Below are 21,745 nucleotides of genomic sequence, written 5' to 3'. Positions count from 1 at the left end.
CCGGGTGAGAGTGGGGCCCATGACGACGACCGCACCGAAGCCTGCCCCCGCTGGTCCTGCCGCCGACGAGGCGCCAGAGGTGGCTGCACGGCGGGCGGCGCGTCTCGGCGGTGCGGAGAGTCGCCTCACGGCCGACGAGGTGCGCGGCTTCATCCGCGAGCAGCTGGCCGCGGCCGACGTCGACGGCAAGAGCGTGTGCATCGTCGTGCCCGACGGCACCCGCACGTGCCCGCTGCCGCTGCTCGTCGGCGCGGTCCACGAGGCGCTCCAGGGGCGGGCCACGAGGATGACGACCCTCATCGCGCTCGGCACCCACCAGCCGATGACCGAGGAGGCGCTGGCCGCGCACCTGGGCTACGAGCCGGGGCGCATCGAGGAGACCTATCCCGGCATGACGGTCATCAACCACGAGTGGTGGGACGAGACCACCTTCGCCGACCTGGGCACGATCCCCGCGGCCCGCCTCGCCGAGCTGTCCGAGGGGCGCCTGTCGATGGACGTGCGGGTGCTGCTCAACCGGGCCGTCGTCGAGCACGACATCGCCCTCGTCGTCGGGCCGGTGCTGCCGCACGAGGTCGTCGGCATCTCGGGCGGCAACAAGTACTTCTTCCCGGGGGTCGCCGGGCAGGACATCATCGACGTCTCGCACTGGATCGGGGCGCTCATCACGTCGGCGGAGATCATCGGGACCACCGCCGTGACGCCGGTGCGGGCGCTCATCAACGAGGGCGCGTCGCTCGTGCCGGCCGAGAAGCTCGCCTTCTGCGTCGTCGGCGAGAAGGGTTCGCACGGTGGCGAGCAGGCGCTGCACTCGATCTCGTTCGGCGACACGATCTCGTCGTGGGCCAGCGCGGCCGAGGTGTGCGCCCAGACCCACGTGACCTACCTCGACGAGCCGGTGCGTCGCGTCATCTCCGTCATCCCCGAGATGTACGACGACATCTGGACCGGCGCCAAGGGCTTCTACAAGCTCGAGCCCGCGGTGGCCGACGGCGGCGAGGTCATCCTCTACGCACCGCACATCAGCGAGATCTCGACGAGCCACCCCGAGATCAACGAGATCGGCTACCACTGCCGCGACTACTTCGTGAAGCAGTGGGATCGCTTCAAGCACATCCACTGGGGCACGCTCGCCCACTCGACGCACCTGCGGGGGGCAGGCACCTACGACGCCGACACGGGCGAGGAGCGCCTGCGCGTGCAGGTGACGCTCGCGACCCGCATCCCCGAGGACGTATGCCGTGCCGCCAACCTCGGCTACCTCGACCCCGACTCCCTCGACGTCGCCGCCGAGGCGGAGGGCGGCGCGTTCGTCGTGCCCAACGCCGGCGAGGTCCTCTTCCGGCTGCGCTGACCCGTCGAGCGGCGGGTCACGAGCCGCATCGGCATGACGATCGGCTCGCGGCTCGGCACGGCTCCCCCGACCATCGCCACGAGGTTGCGCACCCCGGTCGCGCCCATGGCATGCAGTGGTGCGGCGACGGTCGTGAGCTCAGGCTCGGTGATCTCGGCGAGGAGCGTGTTGTCGAAGCCGACGACGCTGACGTCGCCCGGCACGTCGAGCCCCAGGCGCAGCAGGCCCTTGAGCACCCCGATCGCCACGACGTCGTTGTAGGCGATGACCGCGGTGGCGCGCTGGTTCGAGATCTCGCGGGCGCGGGCGAAACCCGCCTGGATCGTCGGCGAGTTGCTGGGCCCGACCCGCTTGACCTTGAGGTCGAGCTCGTAGGCCGCCTCGCGCAGCGCCTGCCAGCGCACGCCGTCGGTCCAGCTCGACTCGGGGCCGGCGACGTAGGTGACACTCTCGTGCCCGAGCTCGGCGAGGTGCTCCACGGCGCGGCGCATCCCGCGGGCGTTGTCGACGAGGATGCTCGCCACCTCGGGCAGCCGCCTGTTGAGCACGATCAACGGCTTCTGCTTCGCCATCATGCGGATCGCCTGGTCCGACATGCGTGAGCTGGTCAGCAGCACGCCCTCGACGGCCCGCAGCTCGCGTTCGGTCCACTCCCGCTCGAGCTGCGCGTCCTCCTGGGTGTGCGAGAGGAGCACCGTGTAGCCGAGCTCGCCCGCCGCCTCGTGGGCGCCCCGGATGATGTCGGCGTAGAACGGGTTCGTGATGTCGGTGACGACGAGCGCGATCGAGCGGGTGCGGGTGGGCACGAGCCCCGCGAGCGACCCCGACCGGTAGCCGAGCTTCTGGGCCGCCTCGAAGATCCGGGCCGCCGTCTCGGCGTTGACCCGCCCGGGTCGGGCGAAGGCGCGCGACACCGTGGAGGCAGCGACGCCGGCGGCCTCGGCGACGTCGTAGATCGTCGGGCGACGCTCCATCCGCCCACCCTAGCCACCCCGCCCCTTCATCGAGAAAGCAATCCGTCCCCCTCACCTCTTCATCGAGAACGCAATCCGTCCCCCGCCCCCAGTGAGAGAGCAATCCGATCGACGCTGTGGATGAGGCACGAGACCTGCCCCGCCGGACGACCACGATCGGGATCATGGCCACCTCGATCCCAGAACCACTCAGGCACCGCCCGTTCACCTCGGAGATCGCAACAGTGTGGCGGTTGAGCAGACGTCAGGTGCACCGTCTGAACCTGCATGCGCCCGTTCGCGGTGTCTGGTCGACAACGCCCCTCGAGTCGGTTGCTCAGCAGTGTGCGGCCGTGTCCCTCGTGGTCGAATGCCACTGCTTCTCGCACCTGACGGCGGCACGACTCCATGGCCTGCCGCTCCCGCGTTCGCTTGACGACGACGACGCGATCCACGTCATGCGGGATGCCCGCGACGGAGCGGTTCGGCGCCGCGGCGTGGTCGGGCATTGTGGCTTGTTCGCTCGCGACGTCGTGGACGTCGACGGCATACCGGTGACAAACCTGGCCGACACGTGGGTCGACATGGGAGAGCTCATCCGTCCCGGGGTTCCGCTCGGCCTCGACGACCTCGTCATCATGGGAGATGCAGTCGCGGACAGGCTGGGCTCGATCACCCCGCTCGTCGAGGCTCTAGACGCACGGAAGGCACCCAGGGGGAAGCGAACGCTTCTCGAGGCGTTGTCGTGGGTCCGGGTCGGTTCGGAGTCACCGGGCGAGACGAGGACGAGGCTGATCCTGGTTCGGGCCGGACTTCCTGAGCCGGAGCTGAACGCAACCGTGTACGCGTCAAGTGGCCGTCGTCTCGGTCGGCCCGACATGCGGTGGGTGAAGCAACGACTCTTGTTGGAGTACCAGGGCCGAGACTTCCACGACAGTGACGAGCAGCGGGCCAAGGACGAGCTGCGCTTCGCGCGGTTCGCGAAGCACGACTGGCGTGTCCTTCCTGTCTGGGACAAGGACGTGAACACCGATGAGGCCCGAGAAGCTCTCGTTGTAGGGGTGGCGAACGAGCTCGGTCACCCGATCGAGGACCTTGACCTCACAGACATCCATCCCAGGTTCTTCAGCCTGCGCATGCTCGAGCTCGCCGAGATCCGTAGCCGGCGACTCCGGGCGCAGTTCCGGTAATCACGGTTCGAGGGAGACGCTGACTCCGGGCAGTGGCAGGGACGGACTGCTTTCTCGATCGTGATGTGGGGGACGGATTGCTTTCTCGATGAGGAGAGCGGGAGCGGCGTGGCAACTGGTGGCAATCGCTCGCGTGGTCGCGGCGCGCGGTGGGTCAATGGGACGAGCCCCGCACCACCCATCGAAAGGCCAGCCCATGCTCCGCCCCCAGGACACGAACACCCGCGAGACGAAGCGGCTCGACGGCATCTGGTCCTTCCAGCTCGACGGCGACTCCGAGGGGCGCGACGCCCGCTGGTTCAGCGCCGACCTGCCGGCACCCCGCGACATGGCCGTCCCGGCCTCGTTCAACGACCTGACGGCCGACCCGTCGGTGCGCGACTACTTCGGCGACATCTGGTACCAGCGCACCGTGCACGTGCCGCGCGGCTGGGCCGGGCAGCGGGTCGTGCTGCACTTCGAGTCCGCGACGCACCGCGCCACGGTGTGGGTGGACGAGCACGAGGTGATGAGCCACGAGGGTGGCTACACCCCGTTCGAGGCCGACATCACCGAGTTCGTCACGCCGGGCCGGCCCGTCCGGGTCACGGCGCTCGTCAACAACACCCTGAGCTTCCAGTCCATCCCGCCGGGCGTCATCGAGGAGGGGCCGGCCGGCCGGAAGCAGATCTACTGGCACGACTTCTTCAACTTCGCCGGCATCCACCGCTCGGTGTGGCTCAGCGCGACGCCGCAGGCGCGCGTCGAGGACATCACCGTCGTCACCGGCTTCCAGGCTGACACCGGGTCGGTCGGCTACACGGTCGAGGCGGCCGACGCCGACGGGCTCGACGTACACGTCGTGCTCCGCGACGCGGGCGGTCGCGAGGTCGCCACGGCGACCGGCGCCACCGGCACCCTCACGGTCGAGGACGTGCACCTCTGGGCGCCCGGGCACGGGTACCTGTACGACCTCGAGGTGCAGCTCCTCGACGACGCCGGCGCCGTGCTCGACAGCTACCACCAGAGCGTCGGCATCCGCACCGTCGAGGTGCGCGGCACGCAGTTCCTCATCAACGGCGATCCCTTCTACTTCAGGGGTTTCGGCATGCACGAGGACCACTCGACGATCGGCAAGGCACACAGCCCCGCCCACGTCGTGCAGGACTTCGAGCTGCTCGACTGGATCGGCGCCAACTCGTTCCGCACCTCGCACTACCCCTACTCCGAGGACGTCATCGACTACGCCGACCGCCACGGCATCGTCATCATCGACGAGACGGCGGCCGTGGGCCTCAACATGGGCCTCGGCGGAGGCATCTTCGGCGGTCAGGGCTACACGACCTTCTCCCCCGACACGATCAACGACGCGAGCCGCGAGGTGCACGCCCGGGCGATCCGCGAGCTGATCGCCCGCGACAAGAACCACCCGAGCGTCGTGCTCTGGTCGATCGCCAACGAGCCGGAGTCCGACACGGAGGGCGCCGAGGACTACTTCCGGCCGCTCTTCGACGTGGCCCGAGAGGCCGACCCGACGCGTCCGGTGGGCTTCGTCAACGTCATGCTCGCGCCGCACGGGAAGTGCCGCGTCTCGCAGTTCGCAGACGTGCTCATGCTCAACCGCTACTACGGCTGGTACGTCAACACCGGCGACCTGCCCGGTGCCGAGATCGCCTGGACCGACGAGCTGAACGGCTGGGCGTCCGAGGGAAAGCCGATCGTCATCACCGAGTACGGCGCCGACACCCTCGCCGGCAACCACTCGCTCACGCCGCAGCCGTGGAGCGAGGAGTACCAGGTCGACTACCTCGACATGAACCACCGCGTGTTCGACGCGTGCGACGCCGTCGTCGGCGAGCACGTCTGGAACTTCGCCGACTTCGCGACGACCTCCGGGATCATGCGCGTCGACGGCAACAAGAAGGGCGCCTTCACCCGCGACCGCAAGCCGAAGGCCGCGGCTTTCGCCCTGCGCCGTCGCTGGCGCAAGGACGCCTGAGCGGCTCGGGTGCCGGCGCCAACTCGCGTACCGTCGGTATCCGGGACCTCGACCGAGCGCGGTCACGTCGCCGATGACGTGGCCGCGCTCGGCCCCTCCCTCCGCCCGGCGGCATGCCTCCTCGACCGCCTGTCCCAGAAGGAAACTCGAATGACAGCTCTCGCCAACATCGGTGTCGTGGGTCTTGCGGTCATGGGCAGCAACCTCGCCCGCAACCTGGCTCGTCACGACCACCGCGTCGCCCTCTACAACCGCAGCCCCGAACGCACCCGCGCGCTCGTCGCCGACCACGGCTCGGAGGGCACCTTCGTCCCGTCGGAGCAGCTCGAGGACTTCGTCGCCTCGCTGGAGCAGCCGCGGCGCATCGTCATCATGGTCAAGGCCGGCGCCGGCACCGACGCCGTCATCGACCAGCTCGTGCCCCTGCTCGACGAGGGCGACATCGTCGTCGACGGCGGCAACGCCCACTTCGAGCACACCCGCCGGCGCGAGGCGGCCCTGCGCGAGAAGGGGCTCCACTTCGTCGGCACCGGCATCTCGGGCGGTGAGGTCGGCGCGCTCGAGGGTCCGTCGATCATGCCCGGGGGCTCCCAGGAGTCGTATGCCGCCCTCGGCCCGATCCTCGAGTCGATCGCCGCCCAGGTCGACGGCGAGGCGTGCTGCGCGTGGATGGGTCCCGACGGCGCCGGCCACTTCGTGAAGATGGTCCACAACGGCATCGAGTACGCCGACATGCAGTTCATCGCGGAGGCCTACGACGTGCTCTCGGCCGCGGGGCTCTCGGCCGCCGAGATCGCCGACGTCTTCCGCGAGTGGAACACCGGCGAGCTCGACTCGTTCCTCGTCGAGATCACGGCGGAGGTGCTGTCGCAGGTGGACGCCACGAGTGGTCGCCCACTGGTGGAGCTGATCACCGACGCCGCGGAGCAGAAGGGCACCGGCCGCTGGACGGTGCAGACCGCGCTGGAGCTGGGCGTGCCGGTCTCGACCATCGCCGAGTCGGTCTTCGCCCGGTCGGCGTCGGGCGACGCCGCAGTGCGCGAGGTCACCCGCGGCGTCCTCGCCGGGCCGGATCGCACCCTCTCCGTTGACGATCGACGCCAGCTCATCGACGACGTCCGCGACGCGCTGTGGTCGTCCAAGGTCGTCGCCTACGCGCAGGGCCTCGACCAGATCCGCAAGGCCAGCGAGGAGTACGGCTGGGACGTCGACATCGCGACCGTCGCGCGCATCTGGCGCGGCGGCTGCATCATCCGCGCCCGCCTGCTCGCCCAGATCAGCGACGAGTACGCCGCCGGTGGGCTGCGCACGCTCCTGGTCGCCCCCAGCATCCTCGAGGGTCTCGCCGACCGCCAGGGCGCCTGGCGGCGAGTGGTCGGCCTCGCCACCACCGCCGGGGTGCCCGTGCCGGGCTTCTCGAGCGCACTCGGCTACTACGACACGGTGCGCGCCGAGCGCCTCCCCGCCGCCCTCGTCCAGGGGCTGCGCGACAACTTCGGCGCCCACACCTACGGCCGCACCGACCGGCCCGGCGCGTTCCACACCCTGTGGTCGGGTGACCGGAGCGAGGTCGAGGCGTGAGGATGGGGTCATGACGACCCCTTCAGCCGTGACCGGCACCGACGAGGCCGCGCGACCGTCCCTGCCTGACGACCTGGCGCCGTTGGCCGATGGCGTCACCGCGGCCCTCCGAGCCGGTATGCCGCCTGGCTCGGACGGGCGCGTCGGGGTCGCCTTCTCGGGCGGCGTGGACTCGAGCCTGCTGCTCGCGCTGGCGGTTGGCGCCCTCGGGCTCGAGAGGGTCGTCGCCGTGCTCGGCGTCTCCCCGAGCCTGGCGACCGACGAACGACGTGGCGCGCACGACGTGGCGGCGTACCTCGGCGTCGCCATCGTCGAGGTGGCCACGCACGAGGGCGACAACCCCGCCTACCGCCGCAACGGCCCCGACCGCTGCTTCCACTGCAAGGACGAGCTCTTCACCCGCATCTCCGACGAGGTGGCCGGGCGCCACGGGCTCGTCGCCGTCGCGTACGGCGAGAACGCCGACGACGCCCGCAGGCCCGACCGTCCTGGTTCCCGCGCCGCGACGAACCACCGGGTGCTCCGTCCGCTCGCCGACGCCGGCCTGACGAAGGCCGAGGTGCGTTCGCTGGCGCGCGCGCTCGGTCTGCCCAACGCCGACAAGCCGGCGGCGCCGTGCCTCGCCTCGCGCATCCCGCACTTCACCGAGGTCGACCCGGAGCGTCTCGCCCAGGTCGAGGCAGCCGAACACGCCCTGCGTGCAATGGGTTTCGCCGACAGCAGGGTCCGGCACCACGGGGACGTCGCACGCATCGAGCTGGGTGCCGACGACCTCGCCCGGGCGGTCGCGCCCGGCGTACGCGACCGGCTCGTCTCCGAGGTCACTGCGGCCGGCTTCCGTTTCGTCGCGCTCGACCTGGCGGGCATCCAGTCCGGCGCCTTCACCCTGCCGCTCGTCGAGGTGACCCGTGGCTGAGTCGTCGCTCGATGGGGTCGCCGAGCTCGACCTTGCCCGCGCGACGCGACGCGGGTACCCCGAGGCCGTCTACTGCGAGGGCAAGACCGCGGAGCAGGTGCGCGCCATCGCCCGCCGGCTCGCGGAGGCGCACGCATCCGGCGAGACGAGCGGGGCCGCCCTCTTCACGCGGGCCTCGGGCGAGCACGCCGCCGCCGTCCTGGCCGAGCTGCCCGACGCCATCCACGACGACGTGGCCCGACTGGTCGCGTGGCCGGCCGAACCCCCTTCTGCCACGGGCGAGCTCGTCGTCGTCCTGTGTGCCGGCACCTCCGATCTGCCTGTGGCGCAGGAGGCGGTCCTGACGGCCCGGTACCTCGGGCGGCAGGTCGAGCTCGTCGTCGATGTCGGCGTCGCGGGCATCCACCGCATCCTCGCCCGGCGCGAGCTCATCGACCGCGCGGGTGCTCTCGTGGTCGTCGCCGGGATGGACGGTGCGCTGGCCAGCGTGGTCGCCGGCCTGGCCAAGGCGCCCGTGGTGGCCGTTCCGACGTCGGTGGGCTACGGCGCGGCGTTCGGCGGGATCGCCCCGCTGCTGACGATGCTCAACGCCTGCGCGCCCGGCGTGGGCGTGGTCAACATCGACAACGGCTACGGCGGCGGCCACCTGGCAGCGCAGATCGCAGCTCGCTGAAAGCCGTCCGCCGCGTCACGCCTGCGCGCGAAGTCCTTCGGGCACAGGCGTGCCCGCGACGAGGCCGGACTCGATGGCGGCGGCCGCTGCCCGGTCCAGGACGTGCCGCAGGGGCACGCCGAGCACCGATGCGGCGGCCTGGACGTCCCGGAACTCCGGCGTCGCCGTCACGACCCGACCGGCTCGATGGGCGACCTTGACGCCGACCCGACAGCCGTCGACCTCGACGTCGGCCCACCCCCGCGGCAGCGCCCATCGCCGGACCGCCGTCTCCCGGACCCCGATGGTGCTCGTGAGGGCGAGGACGAGGTCGCGCAGCTCGGGGGCGCGTGCGGGCTCCGCGAGGACAGACAGCTGGTGGGCCGGACGACCCCGCTTCATCTGGATGGGCGTGAGCCACGCGTCGGCGGCACCGCCGCTCATCAGGCTGTCGATGACGGTGGGCCACAGGCGCGGGTCGAAGTCGTCGACGTTCGCCTCGAGCACCACGAGGTCGGCGAGCTCCAGGTCGTCCCCCCGCCGCGACTCCGCCGGCACGTCGCCGTCATCCATTGGACCGGCGACCGCCCGACCGATGACGACCCGGACGACGTTCGCCCGGCCTGGCACGTCCTTGGTGCCGGCACCGACACCCCTGCCGGTGACGCGAAGCGACGGCACCGCCCCCTGCGTCGTGGCAAGTGCCGTCGTCAGGGCGACCCCGGTCGGCGTCGCGAGCTCGCCGTCGCCGCCCGCCGTGACCTCCCACCCGTCGACCAGCTCGAGCACCGCCGGCACCGGGACGGGGATGCGTCCGTGCGCCGCGCTGACGGTGCCTGACCCGACGGCGATGGCCGACGCGGTCACGCTGGAGATGCTAAGGGAGGTCAGGGCGGCGCAGACCCCGACCACGTCGGCGATCGAGTCCCAGGCACCGACCTCGTGGAAGTGCACCTCCTCCACGCCCAGCCCGTGCACCCGCGCCTCGGCCTCGGCCAGGGCGCCGAAGACCGCGAGCGCGCGCCGGCGGGTCGACTCGTCGAGGGCGGCCGACACGAGACCTTCACGGATGGTCGACCACGAGCGGTGGTGCTGGTCGGCGACGAGCAGCTCGACGTCCACCTTGAGCGCGCGCATCCCTGCACGCTGCACCTCGTGGGCCACGAGCCGCACGGTGCCCGGGATGACGGCGTCCACGGCGGACTGCGCGACCTCGAGGTCGGCGCCCGCGTCGACGAGGGCGGCGAGCAGCATGTCTCCCGCGACACCCGCCGACAGGTCGAGCCACGCCGCGAGCCCCGGTTCGCCTCCACGCTCCATGACCGACACCGTATGCCGCGCCGGCGCCGGAGCCGCGCGGGACCTGCCGGGCCGCGCGGAGGCGCACCTGACCTCGCAATTGGGTGGGGAAGGGCGTCGACGTTCCGCGAGACTGGCCGACGTGGACGGCATCGAGGTCGTGGTGGCGCACAGCGAGCGCGCGACGCTGCGCGTCGGGGACGTCTTCCTGAAGGTCGACGCCGACCAGGCGCGCACCGACCGCGAGGTCCAGGCGATGACGATGGCACCGGTTCCCACACCGACGATCCTTTGGCGCACACCGCCGGTGCTCGCTCTCGCCGCCCTGCCCGGTACCCCGATCGCGCGCCTGGGGCAGCCGTCCACGGCCTCGACGGCGTCGTGGAGCGCCGCCGGCGCCGCCCTTCGCCTGGTCCACGACGCGCCGCCGCCGCCGTGGTCCAGCGCGAGCGTGGACGAGAAGACGGCGGACCTCGACGCCGAGTGCGCCTGGCTCATCGAGCACGACGTCCTGTCGGCCGAGCTCGTGAGGCGCAGCCGAGAGGTCGCCGAGGCGGCCTTGCGTCCCTGGCACCCGGTCTTCGTGCACGGTGACCTCCAGGTCGCCCACGTGTTCGTCGACGACGACGACGAGGTGACCGGCATCCTCGACTGGTCCGAGGGTGGGCGGGGCGACGCGCTCTACGACCTCGCCGTCCTGAGCCTCGGCCACCCGGAGCACCTCGACGACGTGCTGCTCGGCTACGGCGGTGACGCCGACCGCGACGTGATCCGGGGGTGGTGGTCTCTCCGCAGCCTGACGGCGATCCGCTGGCTCGTCGAGCACGGCTTCGACCCGGCAGCGCCGGGGTGCGAGATCGACGTGCTGAAGGCGCAGCTGTAGGGCTGTCGCGCGACGTCACGCAGGACTTACCGGTCGATGGTCTTTGCAGAGCAACGTCTGGTGCGACATCGGCAACAACTTCCTTGTCGACCGCTTCGGGCGCATCTACGAAGGCCGCAAGGGCGGGCTCACCGGCTTCACGCAGGGCGCCCACGCCGGCGGCTTCAACGCCGAGACCTTCGGCGTCTCGGTCATCGGCACCTCCACCAGCGTGACGATGCCGAGCGCGGTGACCAGCGGGGCGCACCTACCAGTACGTCGTGGGCCGGTCCGTCTACGTGCCGGTGACGGCACGACGCCTGCTCGACACGCGCACGGGGCTCGGCACCAGCCAGCGTCCGCTCCCGGCCAACACCTCGCTGGTGCTCACCGTGCCGGGGCTGCCCTCGAACGCGACGGCCGTCACCCTCAACGTCACGGCGCTGAACGCGACGACGCCGACGAACGTCACGGCATACCCGGCCCACATGGCCCGCCGCTCCACGTCCAACGTCGACGTGGTGCCGGCCGCAACGTCTCCACCCAGGTCACGGTGGGCGTCGCGCCCGGCGGCAAGGTGCGCCTCTTCAACGCCAAGGGCTCGATCAACGTCATCGCCGACCTCGAGGGCTACTTCCGCACCGGCACGGGGGCCGGCTACGCGGCCTACACGCGGCACGCGCGCGGTCACCTTCCACGTCACCACGCTCAACGCGACGGCCACGACGACGCTGACCGCCTACCTGACCGCACGGCACGACCGGCTGTCCCGACCCTCAGCGTCTCTGCGGGCACGCCCGTCGCGAACCTCATCACCATCCCGGCGGACCAGTCGGGCCGCGTGACCCTCTGGGTGGCCCAGGGGCAGGCCGACGTCGTCGTCGACGCCCTGGGCTTCTACGCCGACGGTCGCGGACTCAAGTTCGTCGCCGTCGCGCCGCGGCGGCTCGTCGACACCCGCCTCGGGTGGGGAGTGGCAGGTGGGGCACTGGAGGCGGGCCGGGCCACGACCTTCGGCATCCCCGACACCACCTATCCCGTGTGGGGCGCGTCCCTGTCCGCCGGTGGAGCCTCGACGGCCAACGGCTGGCTCTCGCTCTACCGCTCCGGCCAGAGCCAGCCAGGCACCTCGTCGCTCTCGACGCTCGCCGGCCGCAGCGTCACCAATGCGGTGACCACGAGCACGACGACGGGCAGCCTCGTCAACGTCTACAACGCCGCCGGCTCGACCCACGTCGTCGCCGACCTCATGGGCTACTACACGCCCTGACCCACGGCGGTGGCGGCGGATTCACCCACCCCCCGCCGTATGCCGTGCGCTCCACCGAGCATGGGAGACTCGCGTCCGTGACCGGCAGTGACGCGTGGCCCTCCGCGGCGTTCGTGCGCTTCTGGAGGGCGAGCGCGGTCTCCGGCCTCGGCTCGTACGTGACCCTCTTCGCGCTGCAGGCGCTGGTCGTCCTCGACCTGCACGGGACGGCGACGGAGGTCGGGTGGCTCAACGCCGCGCGCTGGCTGCCCTATCTCGTCCTCGGGCTGCTCGTGGGAGCGATCGTCGACGGCAGGCGCCGGCTGCCACTCATGGTGGGCACCGACCTCGCGCAGGCGTTCCTCCTCCTCACGATTCCCCTGCTCTGGTGGTTCGAGGCGCTCTCCCTGCCCGCTCTGCTGGCCGTCGTCGCGCTCTCCGGCACCGCGGCGGTCATCAACGGGGCGGCCGAGATGTCGTTTCTGCCAAGGCTGCTCGAGACCAGGCACCTGCAGCCGGCGCACGCGCGCATCGACGGGACCGATGCCGCGGCCTCGACCGCGGGGCCCGCTCTGGGCGGCCTGCTGGTCAACGCGGTCGGTGCCCCGCTTGCGGTGCTGCTCGACTCCCTGACCTATGTGTACTCGGCACTGACGCTGCGCCGGATGCGGGTCGATGAGCCGCCGCCCCGCACGGGCGTCACGGTCCGCACGCTCCTGCGCGAGATCGTCGAGGGCGTGCGCTGGGTCTACCGGTCGTCGGGTCTGGCCGCGATCGCGGTGGCCACCCACGCCTGGTTCGTCGGCAACGCCATCGTCGGCGTCGTGCTGGCCCCCTACGTCCTGCTCACCCTCGACCTGACGGCGTTCCAGTTCGGCATCGTCGGCGCGGCCGGCGGCGTCGGTGCCGTCGCGGGGGCCGTGCTGACGACGTGGGTCGGGCGGCGGCTGGGCACCGGCCGCACGATCATCGCCTGCCACGTCGTCACGACCGCGGGCGTGGTGGCCATGGTGCTGGCAGGGCAGGCGGCCGGCACGGCGTTCGCGGCCGTGCTCCTGGGCCAGTTCCTCTACGGCCTGGCGATGGGGATGAGCAACTCCCACGAGATGAGCTACCGCCAGCTGATGACGCCCGACTCGCTCCAGGCGCGCACCAACACGACGCTCCGTTCCTTCAACCGGGCCGTCGCCATGGTCGTGGCGCCGGCCGCCGGCGTGCTCGCCGACGGCTGGGGCATCCGGCCCACACTGCTGCTTGCGGCCGCCGTCTTCGCGCTCGTGGCCGTCGGCCTGGCCGCCACGCCGTTCCGCCACGTCCGCGCCTCCGCGTAGCCGTCCGTCCCCTCGCGTCGGCACGTCCCAGCCGCCCGGGCGTACGCGTCCCGCCGGCACCACAGACGGCATGCAACCGAAACGCCCTCTGGGGGTTCGTCAGGAGTGGAAGCATCGACAGGGAAATCGGTAGGTGGCCCGCTCATGCACGAAGACGACGACGACGCGATCCGCGCGGTGTACGACCTGTCCTACCGGCGCCTCGTGACCCAGATGGTCGCCCTGTGCGGCAACCGGTCCGAGGCGGAGGACGTGGTGCAGGAGTCGTTCCTCACCGCCCTGACGCACCGTGCGGACTTCGTCGCCGCGTCGAACAAGGAGGCATGGCTGCGTACCGTGGCGCTGAACCGACTGCGCAACCGTTGGCGCCGGGCCCGGGTGGCCGGGCGCATCCTGCCCAGGTTCCGGGCCGAGCTGAGCATCGAGCTCGGCCCCGGCGCCCCGGAGGACCACGTCGCCGTCGTGTACGCGTTGAGCCAGCTGAGCGCGCAGGTGCGGCTCACGGCGGTGCTGCACTACATCGCCGACCTCAGCGTCGCCCAGATTGCGCACGAGCTCGCTGTGCCGGAAGGGACGGTCAAGGCCCGCCTGGCCCGGGCCCGCACTCAGATGGCGGGCCATCTCAGCGACCGACAGGAGGCCGACCATGTCTGACCTTCGCAGCTTCGCCCGCGAGACCGAGCGGTCGGTCGACCAGCTCCCCTTCGAGGTCATGATCGCCGGGCAACGACGCGCCCGCCGGCGCCGCGCGCTCGTCGCCGCGGCCGCTGCCGTGGCCGCGGTGCTCGCCCTGACCCTCACCGTCGCCGGCCTGAGCCAGCTGCGCCGCCCGCCGATTCCCTCGGTGCCGGCTCCGAAGCCCCCATCCCAGCTGCTGGTCCCCACCTGGACCGCCGCCGACATCGTCGGCCACCCGGCCGCGGCGATCGTCAAGCAGCTGCAGTCCCGCAGCGACTCCCGGACCCTGCTCACGGTGTGGAAGCGGTGCCCGACGCCGACGCACGACAACGACTGCCTCGGACAGGAGGCGATCGCGGTCGTGGACGGGTCGGGCCACCAGCTCGTCACCATGGGAGCCGTCACCGACACGCTCTCCCAGCCGTCGCGTACGGGGGACGGACTGCTCCGTGAGGTCGGCAACGGCCTCTGGTACTGGGCCCACGAGAACCCGGGCCCCTACCTGCTGTCCGCGACCATGAGCACCCCTGTTCCGCTCACCGTGCTGAACCGCGCCGTCACCCACAACTACGGGGTGTCGAGCATCGAGTGCGCCGACCAGGTCGGCCTGTGCTCGCTCAACGTCACCGCCCACACCCTCGAACGGCTCGCGGTGCCCGACCTGCCCGACACACGCTGGGCCACCCCGACGGCCCAAGGGTGCGGGGTGTGGGGACTGTCGGGCGCGGGGACGCGCACCAGGCTGGTCATCCAGCAGCGGGACGGCTCGTTCGCCAGCACCGACCTGCCCGCCGACCCCTACTCGACCACCATGGCCGAGGGCGGGCCCGACTGCGAGGTCGCCTACTACCAGACCGTCACCCCGGACCAGGACCAGCTCGTCGTCAGCCTCGACCAGGGCCGCACCTGGCAGATCCGCCAGACCCCGATGCCGCAGTTGGCGGGCTACTACGAGCACCAGCCCCGTGACCGGTTCCTCATCCCACCGAGATGGCAGGAGCTGCCCCCGATGGCCCACCCGCTCAAGCCACCCGGCCCGCTCACGCCGCTCTGACGCGCTCGCTCGGAGGCACGGCGGATCCCGGGCATCCCAGCACGGCGCCGGCGAGCCGGGCGACCGCCGTCACGAGACGGTGGGCGGCCAGCGGTGCTCGCGCCACGCGTCCCAGGTCTCGAACCCTGCCGGTGGGTCGTCCACGGCCTCGCTGTCGTCGAGCTCGCCGGGTGTCGGCGTCTCGAAGCGGGCCGCCCAGCCGGCGAGCTCCTCGTCGGACATGGGCCACGTCGTGTGCGGTGCGTCGGCCTGGCGCTGGTCGGCTCGCCGCCGCTGCTCCTCCGGGCTGGCCTCGAAGTAGTGCAGCTCGACGGCCGCCCCGAGGTCCGCGGCCGCCTGGCGCAGCGCCGAGCGCTCGTCGCGGCTCCAGAGGCCGAAGTCGATGACGACGTCGACCCCGAGCTGCAGGACGCGCAGCCCGACCTCGACCAGCCGACCCTCGATGACGTCCTGCGCCGCGGGCGGGTTCTCGCGCCCGTGGAGGGCTTTCACCCACTCGTCCTTCGTGAGGCGCAAGGCACCCCGCTGCACCTCGAGGCGGCGCGCGGCCGTGGTCTTCCCGGTGCTCGGGAGCCCGACCGTGAGGTGCAGCGTCGGGCGTCGAGGGCTCATCGGGTGAAGGTGAGGTGCGTGACGCCGCTCGGCGTCGACACGGCCTCGACGGCATACCCGTGCTCGAGGGCTTCCAGCCCGTCCCACAGGCGCACGCCCCGACCCAGCAGGATCGGCACCTGCACGACGTGCAGGTGGTCGACCAGCCCGGCAGCAAGGAACTCACGGAGCATGGTCGGGCCGCCCCCGAGTCGCACGTCCTGGCCCTTGGCTGCCTCACGGGCCGCGTCGAGCGCCTCTGCCGGCGACGCGTCGAGGAAGTGGAAGGTCGTGCCACCCTCCATCTCCAGCGGCCCGCGTGGGCGGTGGGTCAGCACGAACGTCGGCGTGTGGAAAGGCGGGTTGTCGCCCCACCAGCCGCGCCACTCCGGGTCGTCCTGCCAGCCGGGTGGGCCGAACTTGCCGGCACCCATGATCTCCGCGCCGATGCCGTGCTCGTGCCGCTCCGCGAAGGCGTTGTCGGCGCCGGTGCTGCCGAAGACCCCCTCGCCGTGCTCGACGACGCCGAGGGTGTGCCAGAACCGGGTGGCGGTCATCCACTCGTGGAGCCGGTGGCCGGCGTGGCCGAACGGGGCTTCGGCGGAGAGCCCCTCGCCGGTCGCGAAGCCGTCCAGCGAGATGGAGAAGTTGTGGACTCTGGTGCGCGACATCGTCGCTCCTTCTTGGGCGGGTGCAGGGTCGGTCGGGCTGGCCGTCGTCCCGCGCGAACGCCGAGCACGCAAGCCCACCGCGATCCTGCATCGCGGCTCGCCCTGCGGTCCACCTCTTCGCCCTCCCGGTGACCGGCCTAGCCTTGGGCCATGGATCTCGGCCTGGACTTCGGCACCACGCACACGGTCGTCGCCCACGGCGATCGCGGCAACTACCCGGTGGTCAGCTTCCTCGACGAGGAAGGCGACGCCCGTGACCACTTCCCCTCCGTCGTCGCCGACGACGACGGGACGCTGGTCTACGGTTTCGCGGCCCTCGAGGCCGCCCGGCGAGGTATGCCGTCCTCCCGGTCGTTCAAGCGGCTGCTCGCCGAGCCTCGGCTCACTCCCGAAACGGTGATGCGCGTCGGCGATCGCGAAGTACCGCTCTTCGAGGTGATCACCGGGCTCTTCTCGGCCGTGCTGCACGCGCTCCGCAACGCGTCGAGCGTCGACGAGCGGCTGGACGGTACGGAGTCTCCGCGCACCGTGCTGGGCGTTCCCGCGCAGGCCGGCAGCGCCCAGCGCTTCCTCACCCTCGAGGCGTGCCGACGCGCCGGGTTCGACGTCGCCGGCCTCGTCAACGAGCCGTCGGCGGCGAGCTTCGAGTTCGCGCACCGGCAGGCCCGGTCGATCACCTCGAAGCGCGACCTCGTCATCGTCTACGACCTCGGCGGCGGCACGTTCGACGCCTCCCTGCTCCGGCTGTCAGGCACCCACCACGAGGTGCTCGACTCGTTCGGCGTCAACCGGCTCGGCGGCGACGACTTCGACGAGGCGCTCGCCACCACCGTCCTCGCTGCCGGTGGCCGCTCGCGCTCGGACCTGTCCGAGGCGTCGTGGGCCGCGCTGCTCGAGGAGTGCCGCGAGGCGAAGGAGCGCATCGGGCCACAGTCGCGCCGCGTCGGGGTGGAGGTGCCCGACCGCGACGGCCCCGACACGACGACCGTCACGATCCCCGTCGACGAGTACTACGCGGCCGTGACGCCCCTCGTCGCCGAGACGACCGAGGCGATGGAACCGCTCGTGCAGTCGCTGCAGTCGCAGCAGCCGTCCGACGGGCCCCCCGACGAGCTCCAGGGCGTCGCCGGCATCTACATCGTCGGAGGCGCGAGCGGGCTGCCGCTGGTCCCCCGGCAGCTCCGGACCCGGTTCGGTCGCCGGGTGCACCGCTCCCCCATGCCTAGCGCGTCCACCGCGGTCGGCCTGGCCATCGCCGCCGACCCCGACGGCGGGTTCTCCCTGCGTGACCGGCTCTCGCGGGGTTTCGGCGTCTTCCGCGAGCGCGAGGGCGGCGCTGCCGTGTCCTTCGACCCCGTGCTGGACCGGTCGCTCCGCACCGCCGACCCGCTGGACGACGACGGGTCCGCGCAGCCCGTCGTGGTGACCCGCCGCTACCAGGCGGCCCACAACATCGGCTGGTTCCGCTTCGTCGAGTACTCGTCCGTCGACGACCAGGGCGAGCCCCGCGGTGACCTCGCGCCGGTGGCCCAGATCGTCTTTCCGTTCGACCCGGAGCTCCAGCAGACGCTGGGCGAGGCCGAGGGTGGCGACGCGGACCGGGCCGCGCTGCTGCGCGAGCTGCCGATCGTGCGCATCGGGTCGGGCCCGTTGCTCGAGGAGCGCTACACCGTCGACTCCGCGGGCATCATCGAGCTGTCTCTCACCGACCTGACGACCGGCTATCGCCAGGAGCACGTGCTCCAGGCCTGAGCCGGGCGCAGGACGGCTCGGCGGGGGTCGAGTTCATGCACGCGGCCGTATGCCGTGTCGCTCGGCGGCGAGTCAGGCCTCCTGCCGCGCCCGCTGGCTGCCCGGGCGACGGGCGGGGTCGAGCAGCTGCGCGAGGTGGAGGCTGTCGCGGTCGCGAAGGTCCGCGACCTGCGTGCGGCACGAGAAGCCGTCGGCGAGCACGACCGCATCGGGCTTCGCGTCGAGGGCCGGGAGCAGGTTCTGGTCCGCGACCGCGAGCGACACGTCGTAGTGGCCGATCTCGACACCGAAGTTGCCGGCGAGACCGCAGCACCCCGCGAGCGTCTCGACGGCCGCACCGGTGGCCCTCAGCAGGTCGGCGTCGGCCTTCCAGCCGAGCACGGCGTGGTGGTGGCAGTGCGGCTGGGCGACGACCGTCGTGCCGGTGAGGTCGGGTGCGGTCCACCCGGGGGTCTCGGCGAGCAGCTCGGCGAGGGTGCGCACCCGCGACGAGACCAGCGCGGCATCCTCGTCGCCGGGAAGCAGCTCGTGCACGTCGGAGCGCAGCACCGCCGTGCAGGACGGCTCGATGCCGACGATGGGCACGCCGGCGCGCGCGTCGTCGGCGAGCGCCGCGACCGTGCGGCGCAGGATGCTCTTGGCCGAGTCGAGCTGCCCGGTGGTGATCCACGTGAGTCCGCAGCACACGGAACCGCTCGGCAGGCGCGGCTCGTAGCCGGCGTCGCGCAGGACGCGCACCGTCGCCTCCGCCACCGCCGGAGAGAACGCGTCGGTGAACGAGTCGGCAAACAGCACGACGGGTTTCAGGTCGGAGGTCGCGGGTCGGAAGGTGCGGCGGAACGGACGCCGGGCGAACGCCGGGATGGAGCGCCGCTTGTCGACGCCGGCGAGCCACAGTGACAGCGCACCGACGAGCGGCAGCGTGAGCGCCCGGTTGGCCAGCCCGGGCACGCGCCCGCCCAGACGGGCCCACATCGGCAACCTGCCGAGCGTGTAGTGCGACCGGGGCCGGAGGCGGCGCCGGTAGGTCTGGTGCAGCACCTCGGACTTGTAGGTCGCCATGTCGATGCCGGTCGGGCAGTCCGAGGCGCAGCCCTTGCACGAGAGGCAGAGGTCCATCGCGTCGTGCACCGCCGGGTCGGACCACGGCAGCTCGCCGCGGACGACCTCCTGCAGCACCCGGGCCCGGCCTCGGGTGGAGTCCTTCTCCTCGCGGGTGGCGAGGTAGGAGGGGCACATGACGCCACCGGCGGCCGAGTTGTCGGCGCGGCACTTGCCCACGCCGGTGCAGCGGTGCACCGCCTGGGAGAGGTCGCCCCCGTCGTGCGGGTAGGCCATCGCGAGGTTGCGCACCGGGAAGTGCCCGGCCGGTCGCACGTCGGCGTCCACGGGGTCGGGGTCGACGAGCACCCCCGGGTTGAGCAGGTTGTCGGGGTCGAAGGCGTGCTTGATCCCGCCGAAGAGGGCGATGGCGTCGGCGGAGTACATGTGCGGCAGCAGCTCGGACCGTGCCCGACCGTCGCCGTGCTCGCCGGAGAGGGAGCCGCCGAATCCTCCCACGAGGCGTGCCGACTCGGTGAGGAACTCGCGCATGACGCTGGTGCCGTCGGGCCGGTCGAGCGGCAGGTCGAGCCGCACGTGCATGCACCCGTCGCCGAAGTGCCCGAACGGCGCCGACGTCATGCCGTAGGAGCTCACGAGGTCGTCGAAGGCCTGCAGGTACTCCCCCAGACGCGCGGGCGGCACGGCGGCGTCCTCCCAGCCGGGCCAGGCCGGCTTGCCCGAGGGCGCGCGACCGGCCAGCCCGGCGCCGTCCTCACGGATCCGCCACAAACGGGCCTGCACGGCCGGTTCGACGACGACCTCGGCGTCCACGGCCAGGTCCTCACCCACGAGCGCCCGCGCTCGCGCTGTGACCTCGTCAACGTCCTCACCGGCGAACTCGACGAAGAGCCAGGCGCGCCCGGTCGGCAGCGGCGGGATGGCGTCGGCGCCTCGGCGTGCGCGCAGCACGTCGATGAGGCGCGAGTCGAGGCCTTCGCAGGACGTCGGCCCGTGCGCGACGACGGCCGGGGCCGCCCGGCCGGCGGCGACGATGTCGTCGAACCCGAGCACGACGACGACGCGGACCGTGGCGTCGACGACGAGCTTGACCGTCGCGCCCGTGATGACGCCGAGCGTGCCCTCGGACCCGACGAGCGCCTGGGTGAGGTCGAAGCGCTCCGGCAGCAGGTGGTGCGCGGCGTAGCCGGACACCTGCCGACCGAACCGGTCGAACTCGGTGCGAGCCGTCGAGAGGTGGCCCGACATGACCGAACGGACGCCCGAGAGCACGTCGTCGGCGCCTCTCGCGAACGGCGTGCCGTCGGCGTCGTAGCCGGTCACGAGCGTCGCGCCTGCGGCGGTGAGCAGCTCGAGCCCCGCGACGTTGTCGGAGGTGCGCCCATAGGCGAGCGACCGCGAGCCGCAGGCGTTGTTGCCGATCATCCCGCCGATCGTGCAGCGCGGGTGGGTCGACGGGTCGGGCCCGAAGCGTATGCCGTGGGGTGCAGCCGCCTTCTGCAGCACCGCGTGCACGGTGCCGGGCTCGACGACGGCGGTGCGACTCTCTGGGTCGACCGAGAGGACGCGGTTCAGGTGGCGCGAGAAGTCCAGGACGATCCCGCGTCCCACCGCGTTGCCAGCCACGGACGTGCCGGCCCCCCGAGCGGTGATCGGGACGCCGGTCTCACGAGCCACCGCGAGCGTCGCGGCGACCTCGTCGACGCTGCGGGGACGGACGACGGCGAGCGGGAGGATGCGGTAGAGCGAGGCGTCGGACGCGTACATGCTGCGGGTGCCAGCGTCGGCCCGCACCTCGAGTCCGGCGCCGACCAACGCGCGGGTCACGTCGGTGGTGAGCTCAGGCATGGGTAACATGTTACTCATGGTCCAGCTCGTGCTCCCCCACGACGCCCCGTCCCTCGCGGACGCGGTCGTCGATGCGGTGCGCACGGGCGTGGCCGCCGGCGAGCTCGTCCCCGACGACACGTACTCCGTCTACCAGCTGGCCGACCTGCTCGGCGTCTCGCGCAGCCCTGTGCGCGAGGCCCTGCTGCGCCTGGCCGAGGCCGGCCTGGTGCGCATCGACCGCAACCGGGGCTTCCGCGTGCTGACCCCGAGCGCCCACGACATCGAGGAGATCATCGAGATCCGCCTCGCCCTCGAGCCGGGCACCGCCCGCCGGGTCGCCGAGGAGGCCACCGACGAGCAGCACGCCGCCATCCGCGACACCCTGGCGGCGATGGACGCGGCGCTCGACGACGAGGAGAGCTTCTGGGCCGCCGACCACGCGCTCCACGACCTGCTCATGCGTGCCGGCGGCAACCAGCGCGCGGCCACGATCATCGACCGGCTCCGCGCGACCACGGCGCTGCTGGGGCCGCCCACCACGACCGCGGGGCGCACGCTGCGCGAGATCCGCGACGAGCACGGGCCGATCGTCACCGCCATCCTGCGCCGTGACGGCGCCGGGGCCGAGCGGGCGATGCGCCACCACCTCGAGCACACCGGACGGCTGCTGGTCCGGAGCCTCGCCCGTGTGGCGACGGTGGAGGCCTAATGACCGAGACCACCCGCACCGTCTCACCCAGCG

Annotated in this window: 18 protein-coding genes; 13 read left to right on the top strand and 5 right to left on the bottom strand. The window is 72.1% G+C overall.

Going from position 1 to position 21,745, the window contains the following annotated elements:
- Positions 1-19: 19 nt before the first annotated feature.
- The gene (locus tag ACXR8F_RS10210; RefSeq protein ID WP_458800167.1) at positions 20-1,354 is read left to right on the top strand and encodes a lactate racemase domain-containing protein; all 1,335 of its coding nucleotides are present in this window, start codon (positions 20-22) and stop codon (positions 1,352-1,354) included.
- Here the strand turns inward: ACXR8F_RS10210 and ACXR8F_RS10205 are convergent.
- Positions 1,258-2,328, bottom strand: coding sequence for a LacI family DNA-binding transcriptional regulator (locus ACXR8F_RS10205; RefSeq protein WP_045186656.1), 1,071 nt, complete (start codon positions 2,326-2,328; stop codon positions 1,258-1,260). The genes ACXR8F_RS10210 and ACXR8F_RS10205 overlap by 97 nt on opposite strands.
- A 332-nt stretch (positions 2,329-2,660) precedes the next feature.
- On the opposite strand from ACXR8F_RS10205, the gene ACXR8F_RS10200 reads away from it, so the two are divergent.
- From ACXR8F_RS10200 to larB, 5 genes are all read left to right on the top strand, one after another.
- Positions 2,661-3,497, top strand: a complete 837-nt coding sequence (locus tag ACXR8F_RS10200; protein WP_458800165.1) for a hypothetical protein — start codon at positions 2,661-2,663, stop codon at positions 3,495-3,497.
- 196 nt (positions 3,498-3,693) lie between these two features.
- Positions 3,694-5,475, top strand: a complete 1,782-nt coding sequence (gene uidA, locus ACXR8F_RS10195; protein WP_458800164.1) for a beta-glucuronidase — start codon at positions 3,694-3,696, stop codon at positions 5,473-5,475.
- A 150-nt stretch (positions 5,476-5,625) separates the two neighbouring features.
- Complete coding sequence (gene gndA / locus ACXR8F_RS10190; protein ID WP_045186647.1) at positions 5,626-7,056, top strand: NADP-dependent phosphogluconate dehydrogenase; 1,431 nt, start codon at positions 5,626-5,628, stop codon at positions 7,054-7,056.
- A gap of 10 nt (positions 7,057-7,066) precedes the next feature.
- Positions 7,067-7,972 (top strand): ATP-dependent sacrificial sulfur transferase LarE, encoded by a 906-nt coding sequence (gene larE / locus ACXR8F_RS10185; protein WP_458800163.1) that lies wholly within the window; start codon positions 7,067-7,069, stop codon positions 7,970-7,972.
- Positions 7,965-8,645 carry a nickel pincer cofactor biosynthesis protein LarB gene (larB, locus tag ACXR8F_RS10180; RefSeq protein WP_458800162.1) on the top strand — a complete coding sequence of 227 codons (681 nt, stop codon included), beginning with the start codon at positions 7,965-7,967 and terminating at the stop codon, positions 8,643-8,645. The genes larE and larB overlap by 8 nt, the downstream gene beginning before the upstream one ends.
- Positions 8,646-8,660: 15 nt before the next feature.
- Here larB and larC read toward each other — a convergent pair whose 3' ends face one another.
- Complete coding sequence (larC, locus tag ACXR8F_RS10175; protein WP_458800161.1) at positions 8,661-9,944, bottom strand: nickel pincer cofactor biosynthesis protein LarC; 1,284 nt, start codon at positions 9,942-9,944, stop codon at positions 8,661-8,663.
- 121 nt (positions 9,945-10,065) lie between these two features.
- On the opposite strand from larC, the gene ACXR8F_RS10170 reads away from it, so the two are divergent.
- The 5 genes from ACXR8F_RS10170 to ACXR8F_RS10150 all read left to right on the top strand — a co-directional run bounded on the left by ACXR8F_RS10170 (position 10,066) and on the right by ACXR8F_RS10150 (position 15,097).
- Positions 10,066-10,806, top strand: a complete 741-nt coding sequence (locus tag ACXR8F_RS10170; protein ID WP_458800160.1) for a phosphotransferase — start codon at positions 10,066-10,068, stop codon at positions 10,804-10,806.
- Positions 10,807-10,849: 43 nt separating this feature from the next.
- Positions 10,850-12,055 (top strand): peptidoglycan recognition protein family protein, encoded by a 1,206-nt coding sequence (locus ACXR8F_RS10165; protein WP_458800159.1) that lies wholly within the window; start codon positions 10,850-10,852, stop codon positions 12,053-12,055.
- Between the two features lie 77 nt (positions 12,056-12,132).
- A complete protein-coding gene (locus ACXR8F_RS10160; protein ID WP_458800158.1) occupies positions 12,133-13,365 on the top strand; it encodes an MFS transporter in 1,233 nt (410 codons plus the stop codon).
- A 144-nt stretch (positions 13,366-13,509) separates the two neighbouring features.
- The gene (locus tag ACXR8F_RS10155; protein WP_458800157.1) at positions 13,510-14,019 is read left to right on the top strand and encodes an RNA polymerase sigma factor; all 510 of its coding nucleotides are present in this window, start codon (positions 13,510-13,512) and stop codon (positions 14,017-14,019) included.
- On the top strand, positions 14,012-15,097 hold the full coding sequence (locus tag ACXR8F_RS10150) for a hypothetical protein (protein ID WP_458800155.1): 1,086 nt from the start codon (positions 14,012-14,014) through the stop codon (positions 15,095-15,097). The genes ACXR8F_RS10155 and ACXR8F_RS10150 overlap by 8 nt, the downstream gene beginning before the upstream one ends.
- A gap of 69 nt (positions 15,098-15,166) precedes the next feature.
- Here ACXR8F_RS10150 and ACXR8F_RS10145 read toward each other — a convergent pair whose 3' ends face one another.
- Together ACXR8F_RS10145 and ACXR8F_RS10140 are read right to left on the bottom strand one after the other, a co-directional pair.
- Positions 15,167-15,709 (bottom strand): AAA family ATPase, encoded by a 543-nt coding sequence (locus ACXR8F_RS10145; RefSeq protein WP_458800153.1) that lies wholly within the window; start codon positions 15,707-15,709, stop codon positions 15,167-15,169.
- Positions 15,706-16,359 carry a dihydrofolate reductase family protein gene (locus tag ACXR8F_RS10140; protein ID WP_458800152.1) on the bottom strand — a complete coding sequence of 218 codons (654 nt, stop codon included), beginning with the start codon at positions 16,357-16,359 and terminating at the stop codon, positions 15,706-15,708. Before ACXR8F_RS10140 ends, ACXR8F_RS10145 begins: the two co-directional genes overlap by 4 nt.
- 150 nt (positions 16,360-16,509) lie before the next feature.
- Between ACXR8F_RS10140 and ACXR8F_RS10135 the strand changes: the two genes are divergently transcribed.
- On the top strand, positions 16,510-18,111 hold the full coding sequence (locus tag ACXR8F_RS10135) for an Hsp70 family protein (protein WP_458800151.1): 1,602 nt from the start codon (positions 16,510-16,512) through the stop codon (positions 18,109-18,111).
- A gap of 72 nt (positions 18,112-18,183) precedes the next feature.
- On the opposite strand, the gene ACXR8F_RS10130 is transcribed toward ACXR8F_RS10135, so the two are convergent.
- Positions 18,184-21,021, bottom strand: a complete 2,838-nt coding sequence (locus ACXR8F_RS10130) for an FAD-binding and (Fe-S)-binding domain-containing protein (protein ID WP_458800149.1) — start codon at positions 21,019-21,021, stop codon at positions 18,184-18,186.
- Between the two features lie 16 nt (positions 21,022-21,037).
- Between ACXR8F_RS10130 and ACXR8F_RS10125 the strand changes: the two genes are divergently transcribed.
- Positions 21,038-21,712: a GntR family transcriptional regulator gene (locus tag ACXR8F_RS10125; RefSeq protein WP_458800148.1), complete on the top strand. Its 675-nt coding sequence runs from the start codon at positions 21,038-21,040 to the stop codon at positions 21,710-21,712.
- Positions 21,713-21,745: the final 33 nt, after the last annotated feature.

Source organism: Terrabacter sp. AAH1, from assembly GCF_054456855.1.
The sequence above is the reverse complement of the archived record's forward strand: the minus strand, read 5'-3'. Positions and strand labels throughout refer to the sequence as shown.

Coding starts and splice junctions, on each gene's coding strand:
- larE (WP_458800163.1), top strand. CDS start 7,067: ATGACGACCCCTTCAGCCGTGACCGGCACCGACGAGGCCGCGCGACCG.
- ACXR8F_RS10155 (WP_458800157.1), top strand. CDS start 13,510: ATGCACGAAGACGACGACGACGCGATCCGCGCGGTGTACGACCTGTCC.
- ACXR8F_RS10150 (WP_458800155.1), top strand. CDS start 14,012: ATGTCTGACCTTCGCAGCTTCGCCCGCGAGACCGAGCGGTCGGTCGAC.
- ACXR8F_RS10130 (WP_458800149.1), bottom strand. CDS start 21,021: ATGCCTGAGCTCACCACCGACGTGACCCGCGCGTTGGTCGGCGCCGGA.
- ACXR8F_RS10135 (WP_458800151.1), top strand. CDS start 16,510: ATGGATCTCGGCCTGGACTTCGGCACCACGCACACGGTCGTCGCCCAC.
- ACXR8F_RS10140 (WP_458800152.1), bottom strand. CDS start 16,359: ATGTCGCGCACCAGAGTCCACAACTTCTCCATCTCGCTGGACGGCTTC.
- ACXR8F_RS10125 (WP_458800148.1), top strand. CDS start 21,038: ATGGTCCAGCTCGTGCTCCCCCACGACGCCCCGTCCCTCGCGGACGCG.
- uidA (WP_458800164.1), top strand. CDS start 3,694: ATGCTCCGCCCCCAGGACACGAACACCCGCGAGACGAAGCGGCTCGAC.
- gndA (WP_045186647.1), top strand. CDS start 5,626: ATGACAGCTCTCGCCAACATCGGTGTCGTGGGTCTTGCGGTCATGGGC.
- ACXR8F_RS10205 (WP_045186656.1), bottom strand. CDS start 2,328: ATGGAGCGTCGCCCGACGATCTACGACGTCGCCGAGGCCGCCGGCGTC.
- larC (WP_458800161.1), bottom strand. CDS start 9,944: ATGGAGCGTGGAGGCGAACCGGGGCTCGCGGCGTGGCTCGACCTGTCG.
- ACXR8F_RS10145 (WP_458800153.1), bottom strand. CDS start 15,709: ATGAGCCCTCGACGCCCGACGCTGCACCTCACGGTCGGGCTCCCGAGC.
- ACXR8F_RS10210 (WP_458800167.1), top strand. CDS start 20: ATGACGACGACCGCACCGAAGCCTGCCCCCGCTGGTCCTGCCGCCGAC.